Genomic DNA, 17,038 nt, shown 5'->3' on the forward strand with positions numbered 1-17,038 from the left:
GCGATGCTGATCGGCACCACCCTCGGCCGCTACATCGCGGGCCGCCTCCTGCGCATGATCGCGGGCGTGTTCCTCACGGTCTTCGCCCTGGTCTACACCCTCGACTTCGTCGAGCTGATGCGGCGGGCCGGCGAGACGCAGGGGATCGGCGCCCTGACGGTGGCCCGGCTCTCGCTCCTGCGCACCCCCTCGATCGCCGAGCAGATCATGCCCTTCGCGATTCTGTTCGGCGCGATGGGCGCGCTCCTGCAGCTCAGCCGCAAGCTCGAACTGGTGGTGGCGCGGGCCGCCGGCATCTCGGCCTGGCAGTTCCTGCAGCCGGGGGTCTTCGTCGCGCTCGCGGTCGGCGCCCTGATGGTCGGCGCCTACAACCCGATGGCGGCGGCGCTCAAGCAGCACTCGACGGAGATCGAGGCCCGGATCTTCTCCCGCTCCAACCGTGGCGGCTCGGGCAAAGACCTGTGGATCCGCCAGCGCAGCGTCGACGGCCAGGCGATCGTGCGGGCGGAGACCGCCATCGAGGGCACGACGACGCTCGCGGGCGTCTCGGTCTTCGCCTTCGACGACCAGGGCACCTTCACGCAGCAGATCGAGGCGCGGCAGGCGACCCTGCACGACGGCTACTGGGAACTGCAGGACGCGCGGGTGCTCGCCAAGGATTCGCAGCCCGAGAGCTACGACACCTATCTGGTCGCCTCGAATCTGGTGCCCTCGCAGGTGCGACAGCGCTTCACCCCGCCGGATTCCGTGCCTTTCTGGCAACTGGGCGACACCATCGCGCGCTCCGAACGGGCGGGACTCGACGCCACGCGCTACCGGCTGCAGCGGGCGGTGCTCCTCGCCCGGCCGATGCTGTTCGTGGCGATGGTCCTGGTGGCTGCCTCCGTTTCGTTAAGGTTCTTCCGCTTTGGTGGGATCGGCCGGATGGCTCTCGCGGGGGTGGCGGCGGGCTTCGCGCTCTATGTCGCCCGGCAGGTCATGGAGGGCCTTGGCGCCTCGGGGATCGTTGCCGCCCCGGTGGCGGCGTGGTTCCCGGCCGTGGTAGGGAGTTTGCTCGGTACGCTCGCGCTTCTGTACCAGGAGGATGGCTGATGCCGCTTCTCCGGTCGGTCGCCGCGACGGCAACGGGTGCAGGGATGGGTCAAGTCGTGCGTACGGTCGCCTCGCGGGCGGTCGATGTCGTGCTGGCGGCGCTGCCGGCCCTGCTCCTGACGGCGGGGCCGTCCGATCCCGCGCGCGCGCAACCCACCCTCAACGACCGCCTCAACGCGGGCGCAGCCAAGACTTCGGGCCAGGAGCGCCTGCTCGTCGAGGCGCAGGAGCTCGTCTACGACAACGACCGTAACATGGTCTCGGCGGTCGGCAATGCCGAGTTGCATTACGGCGCGCGCACGCTGCTCGCCGACCGCGTCCGCTACGACCGCAACACGGGCCGGGTCTTCGCGGAGGGCAATGTCCGGCTCACCGACGAGACCGGCGCCGTCGTCACCGGCGACCGGATGGAGCTGACGGACGACTTCAAGAACGGCTTCATCGATTCCCTCAGGGTCCAGCAGACGATCGAGCCGCGCGGCCGCGTCGCCCGCGTGCGCTTCTCCGCCCCGCGGGCCGAGCGCGTCGAGGGCGAGACCACCACCTTCGAGCGCGGCACCTACACGGCCTGCGAGCCCTGCAAGACCCATCCCGAGCGCCCGCCCCTGTGGCAGGTGAAGGCCGCACGGATCATCCACAACAACGAGGAGCGGCGGATCTACTACGAGGATGCGTCCCTCGAGATCGGCGGCGTCCCGGTCGCCTACCTGCCCTATTTCTACACCGCCGACCCGACGGTGCGGCGCGAGACCGGCTTCCTCGCGCCCCACTTCGTGAATTCGAGCGTGCTCGGCTACGGCATCGGCACGCCGTTCTTCTGGAACATCGCGCCCGATTACGACCTCACGATCACGCCGACCTTCGCGACGAAGCAGGGCGTGCTCGGCCAGCTCGAATGGCGCCAGCGCCTCGCCAACGGCTTCTACAACCTGCGGCTCAGCGGCATCTTCCAGGCGACGCCGAGCGTCTTCCTGCCTGCGCCCCTCGGCCCCGGCGACCGCGAGTTCCGCGGCTCGATCGAATCGACCGGCCAGTTCTTCCTCAGCCCGCAATGGCGCGCGGGCTGGGACGTGGTCGGCGTGACGGACAAGTGGTTCCTCGACAACTACCGCATCCGCAACCAGGCGATCACGACGGACTACTTCCGCGAGGCGGTCTCCACCGCCTTCCTGATCGGCCAGGGCGACCGTTCCTGGTTCGAGGCGCGGGCCTATTACTTCAAGGGCCTGTCCACCTTCGACTGGCAGAAGCAGCAGCCGATCGTCGCTCCGGTGATCGACTACGACAAGCGCATCAACGGCCCCGATCCGCTCGGGGGCGAGGTGCGCTTCCAGATGAACTTCCAGAACCTGACCCGCGAGGCGACGCAGTACCAGGAGATTCCGCGCACCCGCAGCTACCTGCTGACGCCGACGGTGAACGGCAACTCCTTCGCGCTCTACCCGACCTGCTCGGTGTTCGAGCGCGGGCGGTGCATCGTGCGGGGGCTCGCCGGGCTCGACACCCGCCTGTCGACCCAGGTTTCCTGGCGGCGCGACTTCGTGGACGAGTTCGGGCAGGTCTGGCAGCCCTTCGCGTATCTGCGCACCGACGCTTTCTACGTCGATCCGAACACGCGCTCCTTCCAGAACAACGAGGTCACCCGGCTGTTCTCGCCCGATGTCGACTTCTCCGGCCGGGTCATGCCGGCGGTCGGGCTCGAATACCGCTATCCGTTCGTGGCCGACCTCGGGGATTGGGGCGTCCACACGGTGAGCCCGATCGCGCAGGTGATCGCGCGGCCGAGCGAGACGCATATCGGGCGCCTGCCGAACGAGGACGCCCAGAGCCTCGTCTTCGACGACACCTCGCTGTTCCAGTGGGACAAGTTCTCCGGCTACGACCGGGTCGAGGGCGGTGTGCGCGCCAATCTCGGCGCCGAATACGCCATCACCACCCGCAACGGCTTCCACGTCAACGCGATGTTCGGCGAATCGATCGCCATCGCCGGCGTGAACTCGTTCCGGCGCGGCGACATCGCCAATGTCGGGCTGGATTCGGGCCTGGAGACGCAGGGCTCGGATTTCGTCTCCCGCCTGCAGATCTCGCCGAACCAGAACATCAGCTTCATCACCCGGGCCCGCTTCGACAACGACACCTTCGCGCTGAAGCGCCTGGAGACGGGCCTGTTCGCCAAATTCGCGCCGTTCCTGCCGCTCGACGCCTCGCTGCTCTACGCCCGCTACGCGGCGCAGCCCCAGCTCGGCTTCGACCACCGCCGCGAGGGCATCCAGGCCTCGGCCACCTACAGCATCACGCCGAACTGGTTCATCACCGGCTCGCTCCTCGTCGACCTGTCGCACTACCTCGAGGTGCGGGAGCTCTACACGACCTCCCTCGACGCCTATCTGCTCAACCCGGTCGGCACCCCGCCGGTGGCGCCGCGGGGCAACAAGTTCTACATCTCCTCGACGAATATCGGCTTCGGCTACCGCGACGAATGCACGACGGTGTCGCTGCACTACTACTCGTCGCCGATCGAGACGGCGGTGGGCCTGCGCGAGCGCAACCAGACCGTGCTGCTCCGGCTCGAGCTGCGCACGCTCGGCGAGGCGAATTTGCGCCAGAATCTGAGCTCGACCACGACGACGGACGGCATCGCCACGACGTCGGCGCGGTGAGCCCACCGGGCGGGAGGGTGCGATGAGCCACAGCCTCGCCCTGACGCAGGGCGACCCGGCCGGGATCGGCCTCGAGATCACGCTCAAGGCCTGGGCGGCCCGGGAGGCGGCAGGCCTCGCGCCCTTCTTCCTGATCGGCGATCCCGATCTCGTCGCGGAGCGCGCCGCGCGGCTCGGGCTCGCGGTGCGGATAGCGCGCGTCGACCCGGAGGGGGCCGCGGCGGCCTTTCCCGGTGCGCTTCCGGTCGTGCCCCTGCCGGACCGGGTGCGGGCCGAGCCCGGCCGTCCGGATCCCGGAACCGCCGCCGCGACGCTCGCCTCGATCGAGACGGCGGTGCGCTTCGTGCGCGAGGGCCGGGCCGCTTCCCTGGTCACGAATCCGATCGCCAAGCACGTGCTGTATGCGGCGGGCTTCCGCCATCCGGGCCACACCGAATATCTGGCGGCGCTCGCGGCCGGTCCCGACGGTGCGGTGCCGCGCCCGGTGATGCTGCTGTGGTCGGAGCTGCTCGCCGTGGTGCCGCTGACCATTCACGTGCCGCTGCGGCGCGTCCCCGACCTTCTGACCCCGGATCTCGTCATCGAGACCGCCCGCATCGTCGACCGGGACCTGCGGGCGCGCTTCGGCCGCCTGAGCCCGCGTCTCGTGCTCGCGGGCCTCAACCCGCATGCGGGCGAGGAGGGCAGCATCGGGACGGAGGACCGCGACGTGCTGGCCCCCGCGGTGGCGCGGCTGCGGGACGAGGGGATCGACATCCGCGGCCCGCTTCCTGCGGACACGCTCTTCCACGCACGGGCGCGGGCGGCCTACGACGTGGCGCTCGCCCCGACCCACGACCAGGCGCTGATCCCGATCAAGACGCTCGCCTTCGACGAGGGCGTGAACGTCACGCTCGGCCTGCCCTTCCTGCGCACCTCGCCCGACCACGGCACCGCCTTCGACATTGCCGGGCAGGGGATCGCCAAGCCCGACAGCCTGATCGCGGCGCTCCGGCTCGCCGGGCGGCTCACGGCCGCACGGCCCGCATGAGCACGGACGGATTGCCGCCGCTGCGGGAGGTCGTGCGCGCGCACGACCTGATGCCCCGCAAGGCGCTCGGCCAGAATTTTCTGTTCGACCTCAACCTGACGGGCCGGATCGCCCGGGCGGCGGGGCCCCTCGACGGCGTGACGGTGGTGGAGGTCGGGCCGGGGCCCGGCGGCCTTACCCGCGCGCTCCTCGCCGAGGGGGCGGCGCGGGTCATCGCGATCGAGCGCGATCCGCGGGCCCTGCCGGCGCTCGCCGAGATCGCCGCGCATTATCCGGGCCGCCTGACCGTGGTGGAGGCGGATGCCCTTGCCTTCGATCCGCGCCCGCTCGTGGGCGGCGGGCCGGCCCGGATCGTCGCGAACCTGCCCTACAATGTCGGCACGCCGCTCCTGACCGGCTGGCTCGCCGGCGAGGACTGGCCGCCCTGGTGGGATTCGCTGACGCTGATGTTCCAGCGGGAGGTGGCCGAGCGGATCGTCGCCGACGAGCACGACCGGGCGAATTACGGACGTCTCGGCGTCCTGTGCGGCTGGCGCGCGCAGGCCCGCATCCTGTTCGACGTGCCGCCCTCCGCCTTCGTGCCGCCGCCCAAGGTCACGTCGAGCGTGGTGCGGCTGGTGCCGCGGCCCTCTCCCCTGCCCTGCCGGGTCGGGGCGCTGGAAGCGATCACCGGCGCCGCCTTCGGGCAGCGCCGCAAGATGCTGCGCCAGAGTCTTCGGGCCGCGACGCCCGACCCCGCGCCGCTGCTTGCCGCCGCCGGGATCCCGGAGACGGCGCGGGCCGAGGAGGTGCCGGTGGCAGGCTTCGTGGCAATGGCACAGGCCCTCGGCGCCCTCAAACGCGGATGACGCCGCGACACCGGGCGCGGTCCAGGCCGACCGGAATGCCGACGCTCAGCGGGCTTCGGTCACGGGCCTGGCTGCCATCTGCGCCAGCGCGGCCCGCAAGGGGGCGGAGCTCACCGGCATCGGCCCGTCGAAGGGACGCTCGTGGAGGGCGACCAGCCCGAGGGTCGAGACCACGGCGGCCCCGAACACCGCCATGGCGGTCACCTGGGCGCGCGGCCGGTCCAGATGGACCAGGGCAAGCGCCACTAGGGTGAGGCCGGCGAGAATCAGCAGCGTCAGCCATTTCGATTGGTCGATGGCATGCTGGGCAAGGCTCAGCCGGTCGCCGCGGGCGGCTCGCAGGCGCAGCACCGTGTCGAGAAGCGCGCGGTGGGCTGCAAGTCCGCTCCCGATGCTGATCTGCGGAGTCGCCACGGCCTGGAGCAGCCGGCCCAGGGCCTCGCCGGCCTTCGGCGAGGCCTCGCCGTCCTGCATGCGCTCCCATTCGTCGGTGACCACCGCGTCGAGATAGGCCGTGAGGTCGGCGCGGATATGGGCCATGTCCGAGACGGTGGCGATGCTGAGATCGTAGGCCGCGACGGCGCTGTCGCGCTCGGCCTGGACGGCGCGCAAAGCCTGCCGCTGCCGCTCCCAGGCGTCGCTCGCCACGAAACCGGTGAGCAGGGCCAGCAGCACCGAGACGGAGCCGAAGAACGGGGCGACGACGCCGCCGAGGCTGAGGCAGAAGGTGCGGGTCGGGGGGGCGGTGGCGACGATCCGGATCAGGGCGATCGCTCCGGCAAACGCAGCCGCGAGCATGCCGAACATCAGCCAGACCGGCTGATCGAGCCAGAAACCGAGGATCACAGCCTATCTCCGCGCATGATCGACGCACCCTATGCGGGTGCGGTAAGCGGAGCGTGACCGGCGCCAATGAAATTTCAGGGAAGGCGGCAGAGGAGCCGGACCCCTCTGCCAGGGGGCGGGGGCTCTCGCCCCCGCTTCGCTTACCGCGTCTGCTGGATGGCCGAGAGCAGCCACGGCCCGCCGCGGTCGCGGCGGAAGGTCCAGACCTCGACCGCCTCCGGATCGCCGGTGCCGACCACCCGGCCGCTGCCGCGCTCCACGGTCACGTCGCGCAGGGTGTAGCGCATGGCGACGGTGGCGTAGTCGGTCGGGCCCTCGCGCCACGCCTCCGACAGGTCGCCCTGCTGGAGCTTCACGTCGGAGATCCGGTTGATCACGCCGCGGGCCGCGTTGGCCTGCAGTTCCTCGGTGAAGTAGCCGACCATCTCGGGCGTCGCGAGCCGCCGGAGCGTCGCTACGTCCTCGGCGCCGTAGGCGAGCTGGACCTGGGTCAGGGTGCGCTCGAAGGCGTCGTAATCGGCCGGGCCGATGCCGACCTGATCGCGCTGGGCCGGATTCGGGAGCGGACGGGGGCCGCCCCCACCGCCGAGCCCGCCCAGCGGCCCCATGCCGGGGCCGGAGCCAGGGCCCGACCGGGCATAGCCGCCGGCCATGGCCGGCTCGGGCTGGCGGCGCCGGAAGAAGCGGACCGCCAGCATCACGAGGCCGACGAGCAGCGCCACCTGGAGCAGGAAGCCCAGGAAGGAGGCGATCCCGCCGAGGCCGCCGAAGAAGCCGCCGCCGAGGAGGGCGCCGAGGAGGCCGGCGCCGAGCAGCCCCGCGAAGAAGCCGCCGCCGAAGCGGCGCTGGGGCGCGGCCTGGGCGTAGCCGGGATTGTTCATCGACGGACCGGGCGTCGCCTGCGAGCGCTGCATGGGGGCTGCCATGCCGGGCGCCGTCGTGGTCGGGGCCGGCGCGGAGTAGGTGCGCGAGCCGCGCGAGCCCATGCTCGACGAGCCGCCCGGACGCGCTTCACCGGCCGTGGCCGCCACGGCCATCAGGGCCGCGAGGCCGAGGGCCGCCGCCGTCCGGCGTTTGCGGGTAAAGGTGGTCATCATCGGTTCGTATCGCCTCGCGCAGTCTACTTGGGCGCTCATCGCCCCATCGGGATATGGGGGGACGCCCTTCGCAGTAAAAGGGACGGCGGCCTGCGCCGTTGCGGAAGTCCGACCGCTCCGCGGCTCCAGAATCCCCGAGCCGGTGAACTTTCGCCAGGGCGAAATTTTTTTGGCGGAAGGGATTAATCCCGCGGTGTTCTTCGTCCGCCGACCGGCCGGGGGCGCGGGGGGCGCGGCAGGTCGGCGGCTGGGAAGGTCAGGCGCAGAACCGTGCCCTCCCCGGGCGCGCTGCGTAGGGCGACGGTCCCGCTCTGGCGCTTCATCAGGGCGTTGAGGATCGCAAGGCCCGTGCCGCGGCCGGGCTCGCGGGTGGTGAAGAAGGGCTCGAGCGCACGGCCCAGCACCTCCGGGGGCATGCCGCTGCCGGTATCGGCGATCGTCATCACCACGTGACGGCCGAGGGTGCCATCCGCCGCAACGCCCTCGCCGCCGTGATTGGCGGTCGTGACCGTGACCCGGCCGCCCTCCGGCATGGCCTCGCGGGCATTGGTGAGCACGATCTGCAGGATCAGCTCCGTCTGGACCGGGTCGAGGCAGGCGGGCCAGAGGTCCCCGCCCAGCGCGAGGTCGAGGGCGATGGCGGGCCCGAGGATCGCGCGGGCGCGTGTCCCATAGGCCAGGAGCAGCGCGTTGAGGTCGACCGGGCGCGGCTCGGGCCGGTGCTTGCGCGAGAAGGCCAGGAGGTGCCGCGTGAGCGTGGAGGCGCGCTCGGCCGCATCCGTCGCCCGGGTGAGCGCGCGCTGCACGAAGGCGTCCGGGTGCTCGCTGAGGCGGCGCTTCAGCCCGTCGACATAGCCGACGAGGATCTGGAGCAGGTTGTTGAACTCGTGGGCGACGCCGTTGGTGAGCTGCCCGAGCGCCTCGCGCCGCTGCGCCTGGGCCAGGGCCGATTCCAGGTCGCGCCGCCGCGAGACGTCGGCCCATTGCACGAGCCGCTGGCCGGATTCGTCCCCAACGGGCGAGAGATGGAGCGCGGCCCAGAAGGTGCAGCCGTCGCGGCGCCGCAGCAGCACCTCGCCGGTGGCGGCCCGCTCCTCTCGCAGCAGGATGCGGAGCGCGCCCATGGCCTCCGCCTGCCCGCCGAAGGCGGCGAGCGCCTGCCCGATCAGGGCCGCCGGCTCGTCGCCGAGCGCGGCTGCCGCAGCGGCGTTGGCGAAGCGGATCGTGTCGCCGGATGCGAGCAGGAGAGCCGGCATGGGCGACGCGGCGAGGGCGGAGAGCAGGAAGGCGGCCGGCGCCTCCGGTGCAGCCTCGCGCGCAAGCACGTCCGACACGGCAGCCCCCCGCTGACGGCGGTGGCGAAGCCGCCGCGTCTCGTTCCGGTCTCTGGGACCCGTCTGGTCCGGGCAGGATCTTACGCCCAGGCGCCGGGCGTGGCGAGTCGCCGAATGCCGGCATCCCCCGCCAAGGCCTTGCCCGGCGAAGGAGATGCCGCTTCGCCGATGGACGCGCTACCACATGTCGAGGGCGACGCGGGCCTCGTCGGACATCCGGCTCTGGTCCCAGGGCGGGTCGAACACCATGGTGACGGTGCAGCCCTGCACGCCCGGCACGGCCGAGACCGCGTTCTCGACCCAGCCCGGCATCTCGCCGGCGACGGGGCAGCCCGGGGCGGTGAGGGTCATGTCGATCGACACCTGCCGGTCATCGGCGATGTCGACCTTGTAGATCAGGCCGAGTTCGTAGATGTCGGCCGGGATCTCGGGATCGTAGACGGTCTTGAGCGCGGCCACGATGCCGTCGGTGAGCCGGTCGAGTTCCTCCTGCGGCAGGGCAGAGCCCTGCGGCGGGGCGGAGGTGGTCTCGGAAGCGGTGTCGGTCATCGGCGGTCCCTAGAGCATGTCCCGGAGAAGCGGATCCCGGCCCTCCGTCCGGCCATGCGAATAGTCCATGATTTAGACGCCGGGGGCCGCTTCCGGAAGCGGCCCCCGGCGTCTAGGCGAACATCATCTCGGCCTTGGCGAGGGCCGCGACCAGCGCATCGACCTCATCCGGCGTATTATAGAGCCCGAACGAGGCGCGGCAGGTCGCGGTCGTGCCGAAGCGGCTGAGCAGCGGCATCGCGCAATGCGTGCCGGCCCGCACGGCCACGCCCTGGCGGTCGATCACCGTGGCGATGTCGTGGGCATGCGCGCCCTTCATCTCGAAGGAGATCACGGCGCCCTTCCCCTTCGCCCGGCCGATGATGCGCAGGCTGTTCATCTCGGACAGGCGCTCATGCGCATAGGCCGAGAGAGCGGCCTCGTGCGCGGCGATCCGGTCGCGGCCGAGCTTCATCATGAATTCGAGGGCGGCGCCCAGGCCCACCGCCTCGACGATCGCCGGGGTGCCCGCCTCGAAGCGGTGCGGGGGTTCGTTGTAGGTGATCGCGTCCTGCGTGACGGTCTGGATCATCTCGCCGCCGCCCTGATAGGGGGGCAGGCGCTCCAGCCATTCCTTCTTGCCATAGAGCACGCCGATGCCGGTCGGCCCATAGACCTTGTGGCCGGTGAAGACGAAGAAATCGCAGTCGAGATCCTGCACGTCGATCGTCTGGTGCACCGCGCTCTGGGCGCCGTCGAGGAGCACCGGCACCCCGTGCGCATGGGCGATGCGGACGATCTCACGGGCCGGCGTCACCGTGCCGAGCACGTTCGACATGTGGGTGATCGCCACCATCCTGGTGCGCGGCGTGAACAGCTTCTCGTATTCCTCGACGAGGAAGTTGCCCTCGTCGTCGACGGGCGCCCACTTGATCACCGCGCCGCGGCGCTCCCGCAGGAAGTGCCAGGGCACGATGTTGGAATGGTGCTCCATGATCGAGAGGATGATCTCGTCCCCCTCCCCGATCAGGCCGGCCCAGCCCATCGACGAGGCGACGAGGTTGTAGCCCTCGGTCGCGTTGCGGGTGAAGATGATCTCGTCCGTCGAGCGGGCGTTGAGGAATTGCCGCGCGGTCTCGCGGGCGCCCTCGAAGCCTTCCGTGGCGGCATTCGCCATGAAGTGCAGGCCGCGATGGACGTTGGCGTAGGCCGTCTCCATGGCTTCCGCCATGGCGTCGATCACCGCCTTCGGCTTCTGGGCCGAGGCGGCGTTGTCGAGATAGACGAGCGGCTTGCCGTAGACCGTCTGCGACAGGATCGGGAATTGCGACCGGATCGCCGCGACGTCGTAGGGCGGGAGGACGGGTGCGTTCATCGCGTCTTTCGCTCTCTCGATCGGGGGCCGGTCGGAGGATCGGCCCCGGCGCCGTCACCGGCGGGCGGCGAGCCAGTTCTCCACGACGGCGATCATCGCCTCGCGGGCGCCCTCGTGGCTGATCGCCTCGATGGCCTCGCCCAGGAAGGCCTGGACGAGAAGGCCCTCCGCCTCGCCCCGCGGCAGGCCGCGAGCCATGAGGTAGAAGAGAAGGTCGTCGTCGAGCGCGCCGCAAGTGGCGCCGTGGCCGCAGGCCACGTCGTCGGCGAAGATCTCCAGCTCCGGCTTGTTCATCATCTGCCCCTCGTCGGAGAGGAGGAGGCAGTCGGACTTCATCTTGCCGTCGGTCTTCTGCGCGGCCTGCTCGACGATGATCTTGCCCTGGAAGACGCCGGTGGCCTCGCCGTCGATCACCGTCTTGAACTGCTCGCGGCTGAAGCCCCCGGTGGCAGCGTGGTCGGCAAGCAGCGTCGAGTCGCCGAGCTGTCCGTTGCCCAGCATGGTGGCGCCGTTGACGGTCGCGGTGGCGTCCTCGCCCGCAAAGAGCAGGTAGAGCTGGTGGCGCGAGAAGGCCGCGCCGGCCACGACATTCACGGTCTCCAGATGGGCCTTCGCCCCGAGCTTTACCGAGAGGGTCGAGAGGGCGATCGCCTCGCGCCCCTCGCGGTTGAGCCTCGTGTGGCGCAAGGTAGCACCGTCCGCGATCACCGCGTCGAGGGCGTCGTTGGGCTGGTAGGCGACGCCGTCCGGCCCCTCGTGGCTCTCGAACAGGGTGAGCTCCGCCCCCTCCTCCAGCACCACGAGAATGCGGGTGGCGGTGGAGAAGGCCTCCGCGCCCGTGCCGACGAAGCGCAGATGCAGCGGCCGCTCGACCTTGGCGCCGGCCGCGACCCGGATCAGCGCGCCGTCCGCCATGAAGGCGATGTTGAGCTGGAAGATCGGGTTCTCGCGCGCCTGGGCGACGGGCGTGAATTGCTCCGTCAGCGGGTGGCCGTTCGTCAGCGCCTCGACGAGGGGCGTCACCTCGACGCCCTCCGGCATGGCGCCGAGATCCGACAGGGCCGGGACGAGGTGGCCGTTGACGAAGGTGAGCCGCGCCGCCTCGATGGTGGCGAAGCCCTCGGCCTTCATCACGGCGTTGCGGGCGGCCTCCGGGGTCGGCGCCTCGGCGGGCGGCGCGGCCTCGCGGAGTGCCGCGCGCAGGTCGGAATACTTGAAGGCCTCGACCCGGCGATGGGGCAGGCCCGTCGCCTCGAAGAAGCGGAAGGCCTCCTCGCGGGCGATGGCCGAGCCCGGCAGCTTGAGGCGCCGGACCTCGAACAGCTTCGACAGGCCAGTCTCGGCCGGCGTGCGCAGGGTGGTGATGTCGGCCATGGTCACGCGGCCTCTGCGCTGCGGTACTCGGCGTAGCCGCTGGCTTCGAGTTCGAGGGCGAGTTCCTTGCCGCCCGACCGCACGATCCGGCCCTGGGACATGACGTGCACGGTGTCGGGCACGATGTGGTTCAGGAGCCGCTGGTAGTGGGTGATGACGAGGAAGCTGCGCTTCGGGTCGCGCAGCGCATTCACGCCCTCCGCCACGATGCGCAGGGCATCGATGTCGAGGCCCGAATCGGTCTCGTCGAGGACGCAGAAGCGTGGCTCCAGGAGCGCCATCTGCAGGATCTCCATGCGCTTCTTCTCGCCGCCGGAGAAGCCGACATTGAGGGCGCGCTTGAGCATCTCGCGCTCGATCTCGAGCTTGTCGGCGGCGCCGTAGACGCGGCGCATGAAGTCGGGGGTCGACAGCTCCTCCTCGCCGCGGGCCTTGCGCTGCGCGTTGAGGGCCGACTTGAGGAAGGTCATGGTGGCGACGCCCGGGATCTCCAGCGGATACTGGAAGGCCAGGAAGAGGCCGGCGGCGGCGCGCTCGTCGGGCGCCATCTCCAGGATGTTCTCCCCGTCGAGGAGCACCTCGCCCTCCAGCACCTCGTAATCCTCCTTGCCGGCGATCACGTAGGAGAGGGTCGACTTGCCCGAGCCGTTCGGGCCCATGATGGCCGCCACCTCGCCGTCCTGGACGGTGAGGTCGAGGCCGTTGAGGATGCGCTTGCCGTCGATCTCAGCGACGAGGTTCTTGATTTCGAGCATTGGTTTCCAGAGTCCTTCAAAACCATCTGGCGTGCATCGCCTGCAGGAAGTCGGGGCGACCGGCGGGACAGCCGGACCGATCGCCGATCACCGCATCGATGCCGCATCGCGGGCAGAGCGCCGTCCCCTCCGGCCGAAGCCATGACGCGGACGGCGCGAACACCACACAAACCGAAAGCAGCCTCCGGCCGTCCCGGCCCAGACGATCGTCGGCGTGACGAGCCGGCTGCGCCTGCGCAGCATCCAGACTCGCCTCGTCGATGATCATCCGGCCGCCGCTAGCCCACCGAGCCTTCGAGGCTGATCGAGATCAGCTTCTGCGCCTCGACCGCGAACTCCATCGGGAGCTGCTGCAGCACGTCGCGCACGAAGCCGTTCACGATGAGCGCCCGCGCCTCCTCCTCCGAGAGGCCGCGCTGCCGGCAGTAGAACAGCTGGTCCTCGGAGATCTTGGAGGTGGTGGCCTCGTGCTCGAACACCGCCGAGGCGTTCTTCGACTCGATGTAGGGCACGGTGTGCGCGCCACACTGGTCGCCGATCAGCAGCGAGTCGCAGTTCGTGAAGTTGCGCGCGTTCGTCGCCTTCCGGTGCGCCGAGACCAGGCCCCGGTAGGTGTTCTGCGAGTGGCCGGCCGAGATGCCCTTGGAGATGATCCGGCTCGTGGTGTTCTTGCCGAGATGGATCATCTTGGTGCCGGAATCGACCTGCTGCCTGCCGTTCGACACCGCGATCGAGTAGAACTCGCCCCGGGAACCGTCGCCGCGCAGGATGCAGGACGGGTACTTCCAGGTGATCGCCGAGCCGGTCTCGACCTGCGTCCACGAGATCTTCGAGTTGGCGCCGCGGCAGTCGCCGCGCTTGGTCACGAAGTTGTAGATGCCGCCGCGGCCCTGCGCATCGCCCGGATACCAGTTCTGGACCGTCGAGTACTTGATCTCGGCGTCGTCGAGCGCGATGAGCTCGACCACGGCCGCGTGGAGCTGGTTGTCGTCGCGGCGCGGGGCGGTGCAGCCCTCGAGATACGAGACGTAGGAGCCCTTGTCGGCGATGATCAGCGTGCGCTCGAACTGGCCCGTGTCGCGCTCGTTGATGCGGAAGTAGGTCGACAGCTCCATCGGGCAGCGCACGCCCGGCGGGATGTAGACGAACGAGCCGTCCGAGAACACCGCCGAGTTCAGCGTCGCGAAGAAGTTGTCGGTCACCGGCACCACCGAGCCCAGGTACTTGCGCACCAGCTCGGGATGCTCGCGCAACGCCTCGGAGATCGGCATGAAGATGACGCCGGCCTTGGCGAGCTCGGCCTTGAAGGTGGTCGCGACCGAGACCGAATCGAACACGGCGTCCACCGCCACCCGGTTCTCCGAAGCGATGCCTTCCAGCGCCTCGACCTCGCGCAGCGGGATGCCGAGCTTCTCGTAGGTCTTCAGGATCTCGGGATCGATCTCGTCGAGCGACTGCGCCGACTTCCGCTTCGGGGCGGCGTAGTAGTAGATGTCGTTGTAATCGATCTTCTCATACGAGACCCGTGCCCATGTCGGCTCCCGCATCGTGAGCCAGCGGCGATAGGCATCGAGCCGCCATTCCAGCATCCATTCCGGCTCGTCCTTCTTGGCCGAGATGAAGCGGATCACGTCCTCGGAGAGGCCCTTCTCGGACTTCTCCATCTCGATCGTGGTCTCGAATCCGTACTTGTACTGATCGACGTCGATAGCGCGAACGCGATCGACCGTCTCCTGCACTGCAGGCATTCCCGTCTCCTACCGCTGACGGCTTCAAGGGCCGCGGGTTCATGACACGGCCGGTACGGGGCGCACGATCACGCCGCCCTCTCCCGACGCTTATATAGGATGGCCAGCAGCCGATCGAAGACCGTCAGGAACCGGTCCCCATCCGATTCACGACTGGTCCACCCGAAACTTGCACGCAACGCGCAGGCCGCCAGCGCGGGCGGCATGCCCATGGCGGCCAGAACCGTGGAGCGCCCGACCTTGCCCGAGGCGCAGGCCGAGCCCGACGAGACCGCGACCCCACTAAGATCGAAGGCGATCAGCGCGGTCGCCGCCTCCAGGCCCGGCACGGCGAGGCAGGTGGTGTTCGGCAGGCGCGCCGCCGCCTCGCCCACGATCACCGCCTCGGGCGCCCGGGCGCGGATCCCGGCTTCGAGCGCATCGCGTAAGGCCGACAGGCGCACGGCCTCCGCGGCGAGGCTGCGCCCCGCGATCTCCGCCGCGACGCCCGCGCCCACGATGCCGGCGAGGTTCTCGGTGCCGCCGCGCAGCCGCGCCTCCTGCCCGCCGCCGCGGACGAAGACCGGGTCGAGGGTGACGTCCGCGGCGAGCGCCAGGGCGCCGACTCCCTTCGGCCCGGCGAACTTGTGCGCCGAGACGGTTAGGGCGTCGAGACCGGAGGCGGCGAAATCGAGCGGAATGCGCCCGGCCGCCTGGACGGCGTCGCTGTGCACCAGCGCCATGCCGTGCCGGCGCGCCAGGGCGACGACCTCGGCCAGGGGCTGGAGCACGCCGGTCTCGTTGTTGGCGGCCTGAAGCGAGATCAGCAGGCTCTCGCCCGCGCGCGCCGCCAGGCGCGCCTCGAGATGCGCCAGATCCACCACGCCGCTTACATCGACCGGAAGGATCTCGGTCGCCTCGGCGGCGAAGCGGTGGCCCGCGAGGATGCAGGGATGCTCGGTCGCGCCGACGAGGAGGCGCGTCGGGGCCGGCGCGCCATGCCGTCGCAGCGCGCCCGACAGGACCGCGTTCGCGCCCTCGGTGCCGCCGCTCGTGAAGGTCACGCGGGCGGGCGCGGTGCCGAGGAAGGCAGCCATCTGCGCCCGGGCGGTCTCCAGGCCGGCGCGGGCCGCCCGGCCCTCCCGGTGGATGGAAGAGGGATTGCCGGGCAGGTCGACGAGCGCGCGCGCGACCGCCTCCGCCACTTCCGGCCGCACGGGCGCGGTGGCGTTGTGGTCGAGATAGACGCGGTCTCCTGCCTGCACCTGCCGATTTCCTTTGCCTTGCCCCCGGGTTTGCGTGCTAAGGCGCCGTCGAAACACGCGTTCCGCACGCTGATCGGGGATCGGGCGGGCGGCCTGCGAATGTGCCAGACACCTAGTTTAGAACCATTCTAACACACTAGAACAGTTCTAAGGGTGCTTGTAGGGGAGACACCCTCCGAGTCAAGGACGCATTCGCGCCGCCTCGCCCGTCGCCCGGAGCGTCGAGCCCGAGAGGTCCGTGAATGCCCGAGGTCATCTTCGCCGGTCCGGCCGGCCGCCTGGAGGGGCGCTATCAGGCTCCCAAGCAGAGGGGCGCCCCGATTGCCATCGTGCTGCACCCGCATCCGCAATTCGGCGGCACGATGAACAACCAGATCGTCTACAACCTGTTCTACACGTTCGCGAATCGCGGCTTCGCGGCCCTGCGCTTCAACTTCCGCGGCGTCGGGCGCAGCCAGGGCTCGTTCGACCATGGCGCGGGCGAGCTCTCGGATGCGGCTGCGGCCCTCGACTGGGTGCAGGCGGTCAACCCGGAGGCGCGCGCCTGCTGGATCGCCGGCGTGTCCTTCGGCTCGTGGATCGGCATGCAGCTCCTGATGCGCCGGCCCGAGGTCGAGGGCTTCATCTCGATCGCCGCGATGGCGAACCGCTACGATTTCAGCTTCCTCGCCCCCTGCCCCTCCTCGGGCCTGTTCGTGCACGGCTCCGAGGACCGGGTGGCCCCCGCCCGCGAGGTGATGCCGGTGATCGAGAAGGTGAAGACGCAGAAGGGCGTCGTCATCGAGCACCAGATCGTCGAAGGCGCCAACCACTTCTTCGACGGCAAGATCGACGAGCTGACCCAGACGGTCGAGACCTACCTCGACAAGCGGCTCGGCAAGAAGGACGAGGCGGCCGCCTAAGCAGACTTGCGTCGGCAAGCCACTGCAAGTCTGCTGAGAGCTCGTCCAGGAGAAGCGGTGACCGGTCCGCCGGCACCGGTTTCCCGGCACTTTTTCTCCGTCCGGACATCCGCTCAATCAAGGGTCTGGAAATCCGTCGAAACTGATACGGTTTCCAGTTGATCCGTTCCGAGACGAGTCCACGCGGAATCCCCTCTCCCGCACG

15 protein-coding genes are annotated in these 17,038 nt (G+C 70.1%); 5 read left to right on the forward strand and 10 right to left on the reverse strand.

Features of this window, described 5'->3' with window-relative positions; translation table 11 throughout:
* The first annotated feature begins 3 nt into the window (after positions 1 to 3).
* The 4 genes from lptG to rsmA are packed head-to-tail and all read left to right on the forward strand — an operon-like array spanning position 4 to position 5,630.
* Positions 4 to 1,092, forward strand: coding sequence for an LPS export ABC transporter permease LptG (gene lptG, locus MNOD_RS27555; RefSeq protein WP_015932263.1), 1,089 nt, complete (start codon positions 4 to 6; stop codon positions 1,090 to 1,092).
* The gene (locus tag MNOD_RS27560; RefSeq protein WP_015932264.1) at positions 1,092 to 3,752 is read left to right on the forward strand and encodes an LPS-assembly protein LptD; all 2,661 of its coding nucleotides are present in this window, start codon (positions 1,092 to 1,094) and stop codon (positions 3,750 to 3,752) included. Before lptG ends, MNOD_RS27560 begins: the two co-directional genes overlap by 1 nt.
* A 22-nt stretch (positions 3,753 to 3,774) precedes the next feature.
* The gene (gene pdxA / locus MNOD_RS27565; protein WP_015932265.1) at positions 3,775 to 4,782 is read left to right on the forward strand and encodes a 4-hydroxythreonine-4-phosphate dehydrogenase PdxA; all 1,008 of its coding nucleotides are present in this window, start codon (positions 3,775 to 3,777) and stop codon (positions 4,780 to 4,782) included.
* Positions 4,779 to 5,630 (forward strand): 16S rRNA (adenine(1518)-N(6)/adenine(1519)-N(6))-dimethyltransferase RsmA, encoded by an 852-nt coding sequence (rsmA, locus tag MNOD_RS27570; protein WP_015932266.1) that lies wholly within the window; start codon positions 4,779 to 4,781, stop codon positions 5,628 to 5,630. Before pdxA ends, rsmA begins: the two co-directional genes overlap by 4 nt.
* A gap of 45 nt (positions 5,631 to 5,675) precedes the next feature.
* Here the strand turns inward: rsmA and MNOD_RS27575 are convergent, their stop codons facing one another.
* The 10 genes from MNOD_RS27575 to MNOD_RS27620 all read right to left on the reverse strand — a co-directional run bounded on the left by MNOD_RS27575 (position 5,676) and on the right by MNOD_RS27620 (position 15,931).
* The gene (locus MNOD_RS27575; protein WP_015932267.1) at positions 5,676 to 6,476 is read right to left on the reverse strand and encodes a bestrophin-like domain; all 801 of its coding nucleotides are present in this window, start codon (positions 6,474 to 6,476) and stop codon (positions 5,676 to 5,678) included.
* Between the two features lie 140 nt (positions 6,477 to 6,616).
* Entirely contained in the window at positions 6,617 to 7,573 is a 957-nt protein-coding gene (locus MNOD_RS27580; protein WP_015932268.1) for a Tim44 domain-containing protein, read from the reverse strand.
* A 182-nt stretch (positions 7,574 to 7,755) separates the two neighbouring features.
* Positions 7,756 to 8,907, reverse strand: coding sequence for an ATP-binding protein (locus MNOD_RS27585; protein ID WP_015932269.1), 1,152 nt, complete (start codon positions 8,905 to 8,907; stop codon positions 7,756 to 7,758).
* A gap of 177 nt (positions 8,908 to 9,084) precedes the next feature.
* Positions 9,085 to 9,456 carry an SUF system Fe-S cluster assembly protein gene (locus MNOD_RS27590; RefSeq protein ID WP_015932270.1) on the reverse strand — a complete coding sequence of 124 codons (372 nt, stop codon included), beginning with the start codon at positions 9,454 to 9,456 and terminating at the stop codon, positions 9,085 to 9,087.
* A 112-nt stretch (positions 9,457 to 9,568) separates the two neighbouring features.
* The gene (locus MNOD_RS27595; protein ID WP_015932271.1) at positions 9,569 to 10,810 is read right to left on the reverse strand and encodes a cysteine desulfurase; all 1,242 of its coding nucleotides are present in this window, start codon (positions 10,808 to 10,810) and stop codon (positions 9,569 to 9,571) included.
* 54 nt (positions 10,811 to 10,864) lie between these two features.
* Positions 10,865 to 12,184 carry a Fe-S cluster assembly protein SufD gene (gene sufD / locus MNOD_RS27600; protein ID WP_015932272.1) on the reverse strand — a complete coding sequence of 440 codons (1,320 nt, stop codon included), beginning with the start codon at positions 12,182 to 12,184 and terminating at the stop codon, positions 10,865 to 10,867.
* A gap of 2 nt (positions 12,185 to 12,186) precedes the next feature.
* A complete protein-coding gene (gene sufC, locus MNOD_RS27605) occupies positions 12,187 to 12,939 on the reverse strand; it encodes a Fe-S cluster assembly ATPase SufC (RefSeq protein WP_015932273.1) in 753 nt (250 codons plus the stop codon).
* A 16-nt stretch (positions 12,940 to 12,955) separates the two neighbouring features.
* Positions 12,956 to 13,207: a cytoplasmic protein gene (locus MNOD_RS49395; RefSeq protein WP_244424577.1), complete on the reverse strand. Its 252-nt coding sequence runs from the start codon at positions 13,205 to 13,207 to the stop codon at positions 12,956 to 12,958.
* Between the two features lie 10 nt (positions 13,208 to 13,217).
* Positions 13,218 to 14,687, reverse strand: a complete 1,470-nt coding sequence (sufB, locus tag MNOD_RS27615; RefSeq protein ID WP_015932274.1) for a Fe-S cluster assembly protein SufB — start codon at positions 14,685 to 14,687, stop codon at positions 13,218 to 13,220.
* A gap of 68 nt (positions 14,688 to 14,755) precedes the next feature.
* A complete protein-coding gene (locus MNOD_RS27620; protein ID WP_015932275.1) occupies positions 14,756 to 15,931 on the reverse strand; it encodes a cysteine desulfurase family protein in 1,176 nt (391 codons plus the stop codon).
* 242 nt (positions 15,932 to 16,173) lie between these two features.
* On the opposite strand from MNOD_RS27620, the gene MNOD_RS27625 reads away from it, so the two are divergent.
* The gene (locus tag MNOD_RS27625) at positions 16,174 to 16,833 is read left to right on the forward strand and encodes an alpha/beta hydrolase (RefSeq protein WP_015932276.1); all 660 of its coding nucleotides are present in this window, start codon (positions 16,174 to 16,176) and stop codon (positions 16,831 to 16,833) included.
* Positions 16,834 to 17,038: the final 205 nt, after the last annotated feature.

Origin of the sequence: Methylobacterium nodulans ORS 2060, from assembly GCF_000022085.1 — a bacterium.
In the GTDB taxonomy this organism is placed as follows: Bacteria; Pseudomonadota; Alphaproteobacteria; order Rhizobiales; family Beijerinckiaceae; genus Methylobacterium; species Methylobacterium nodulans.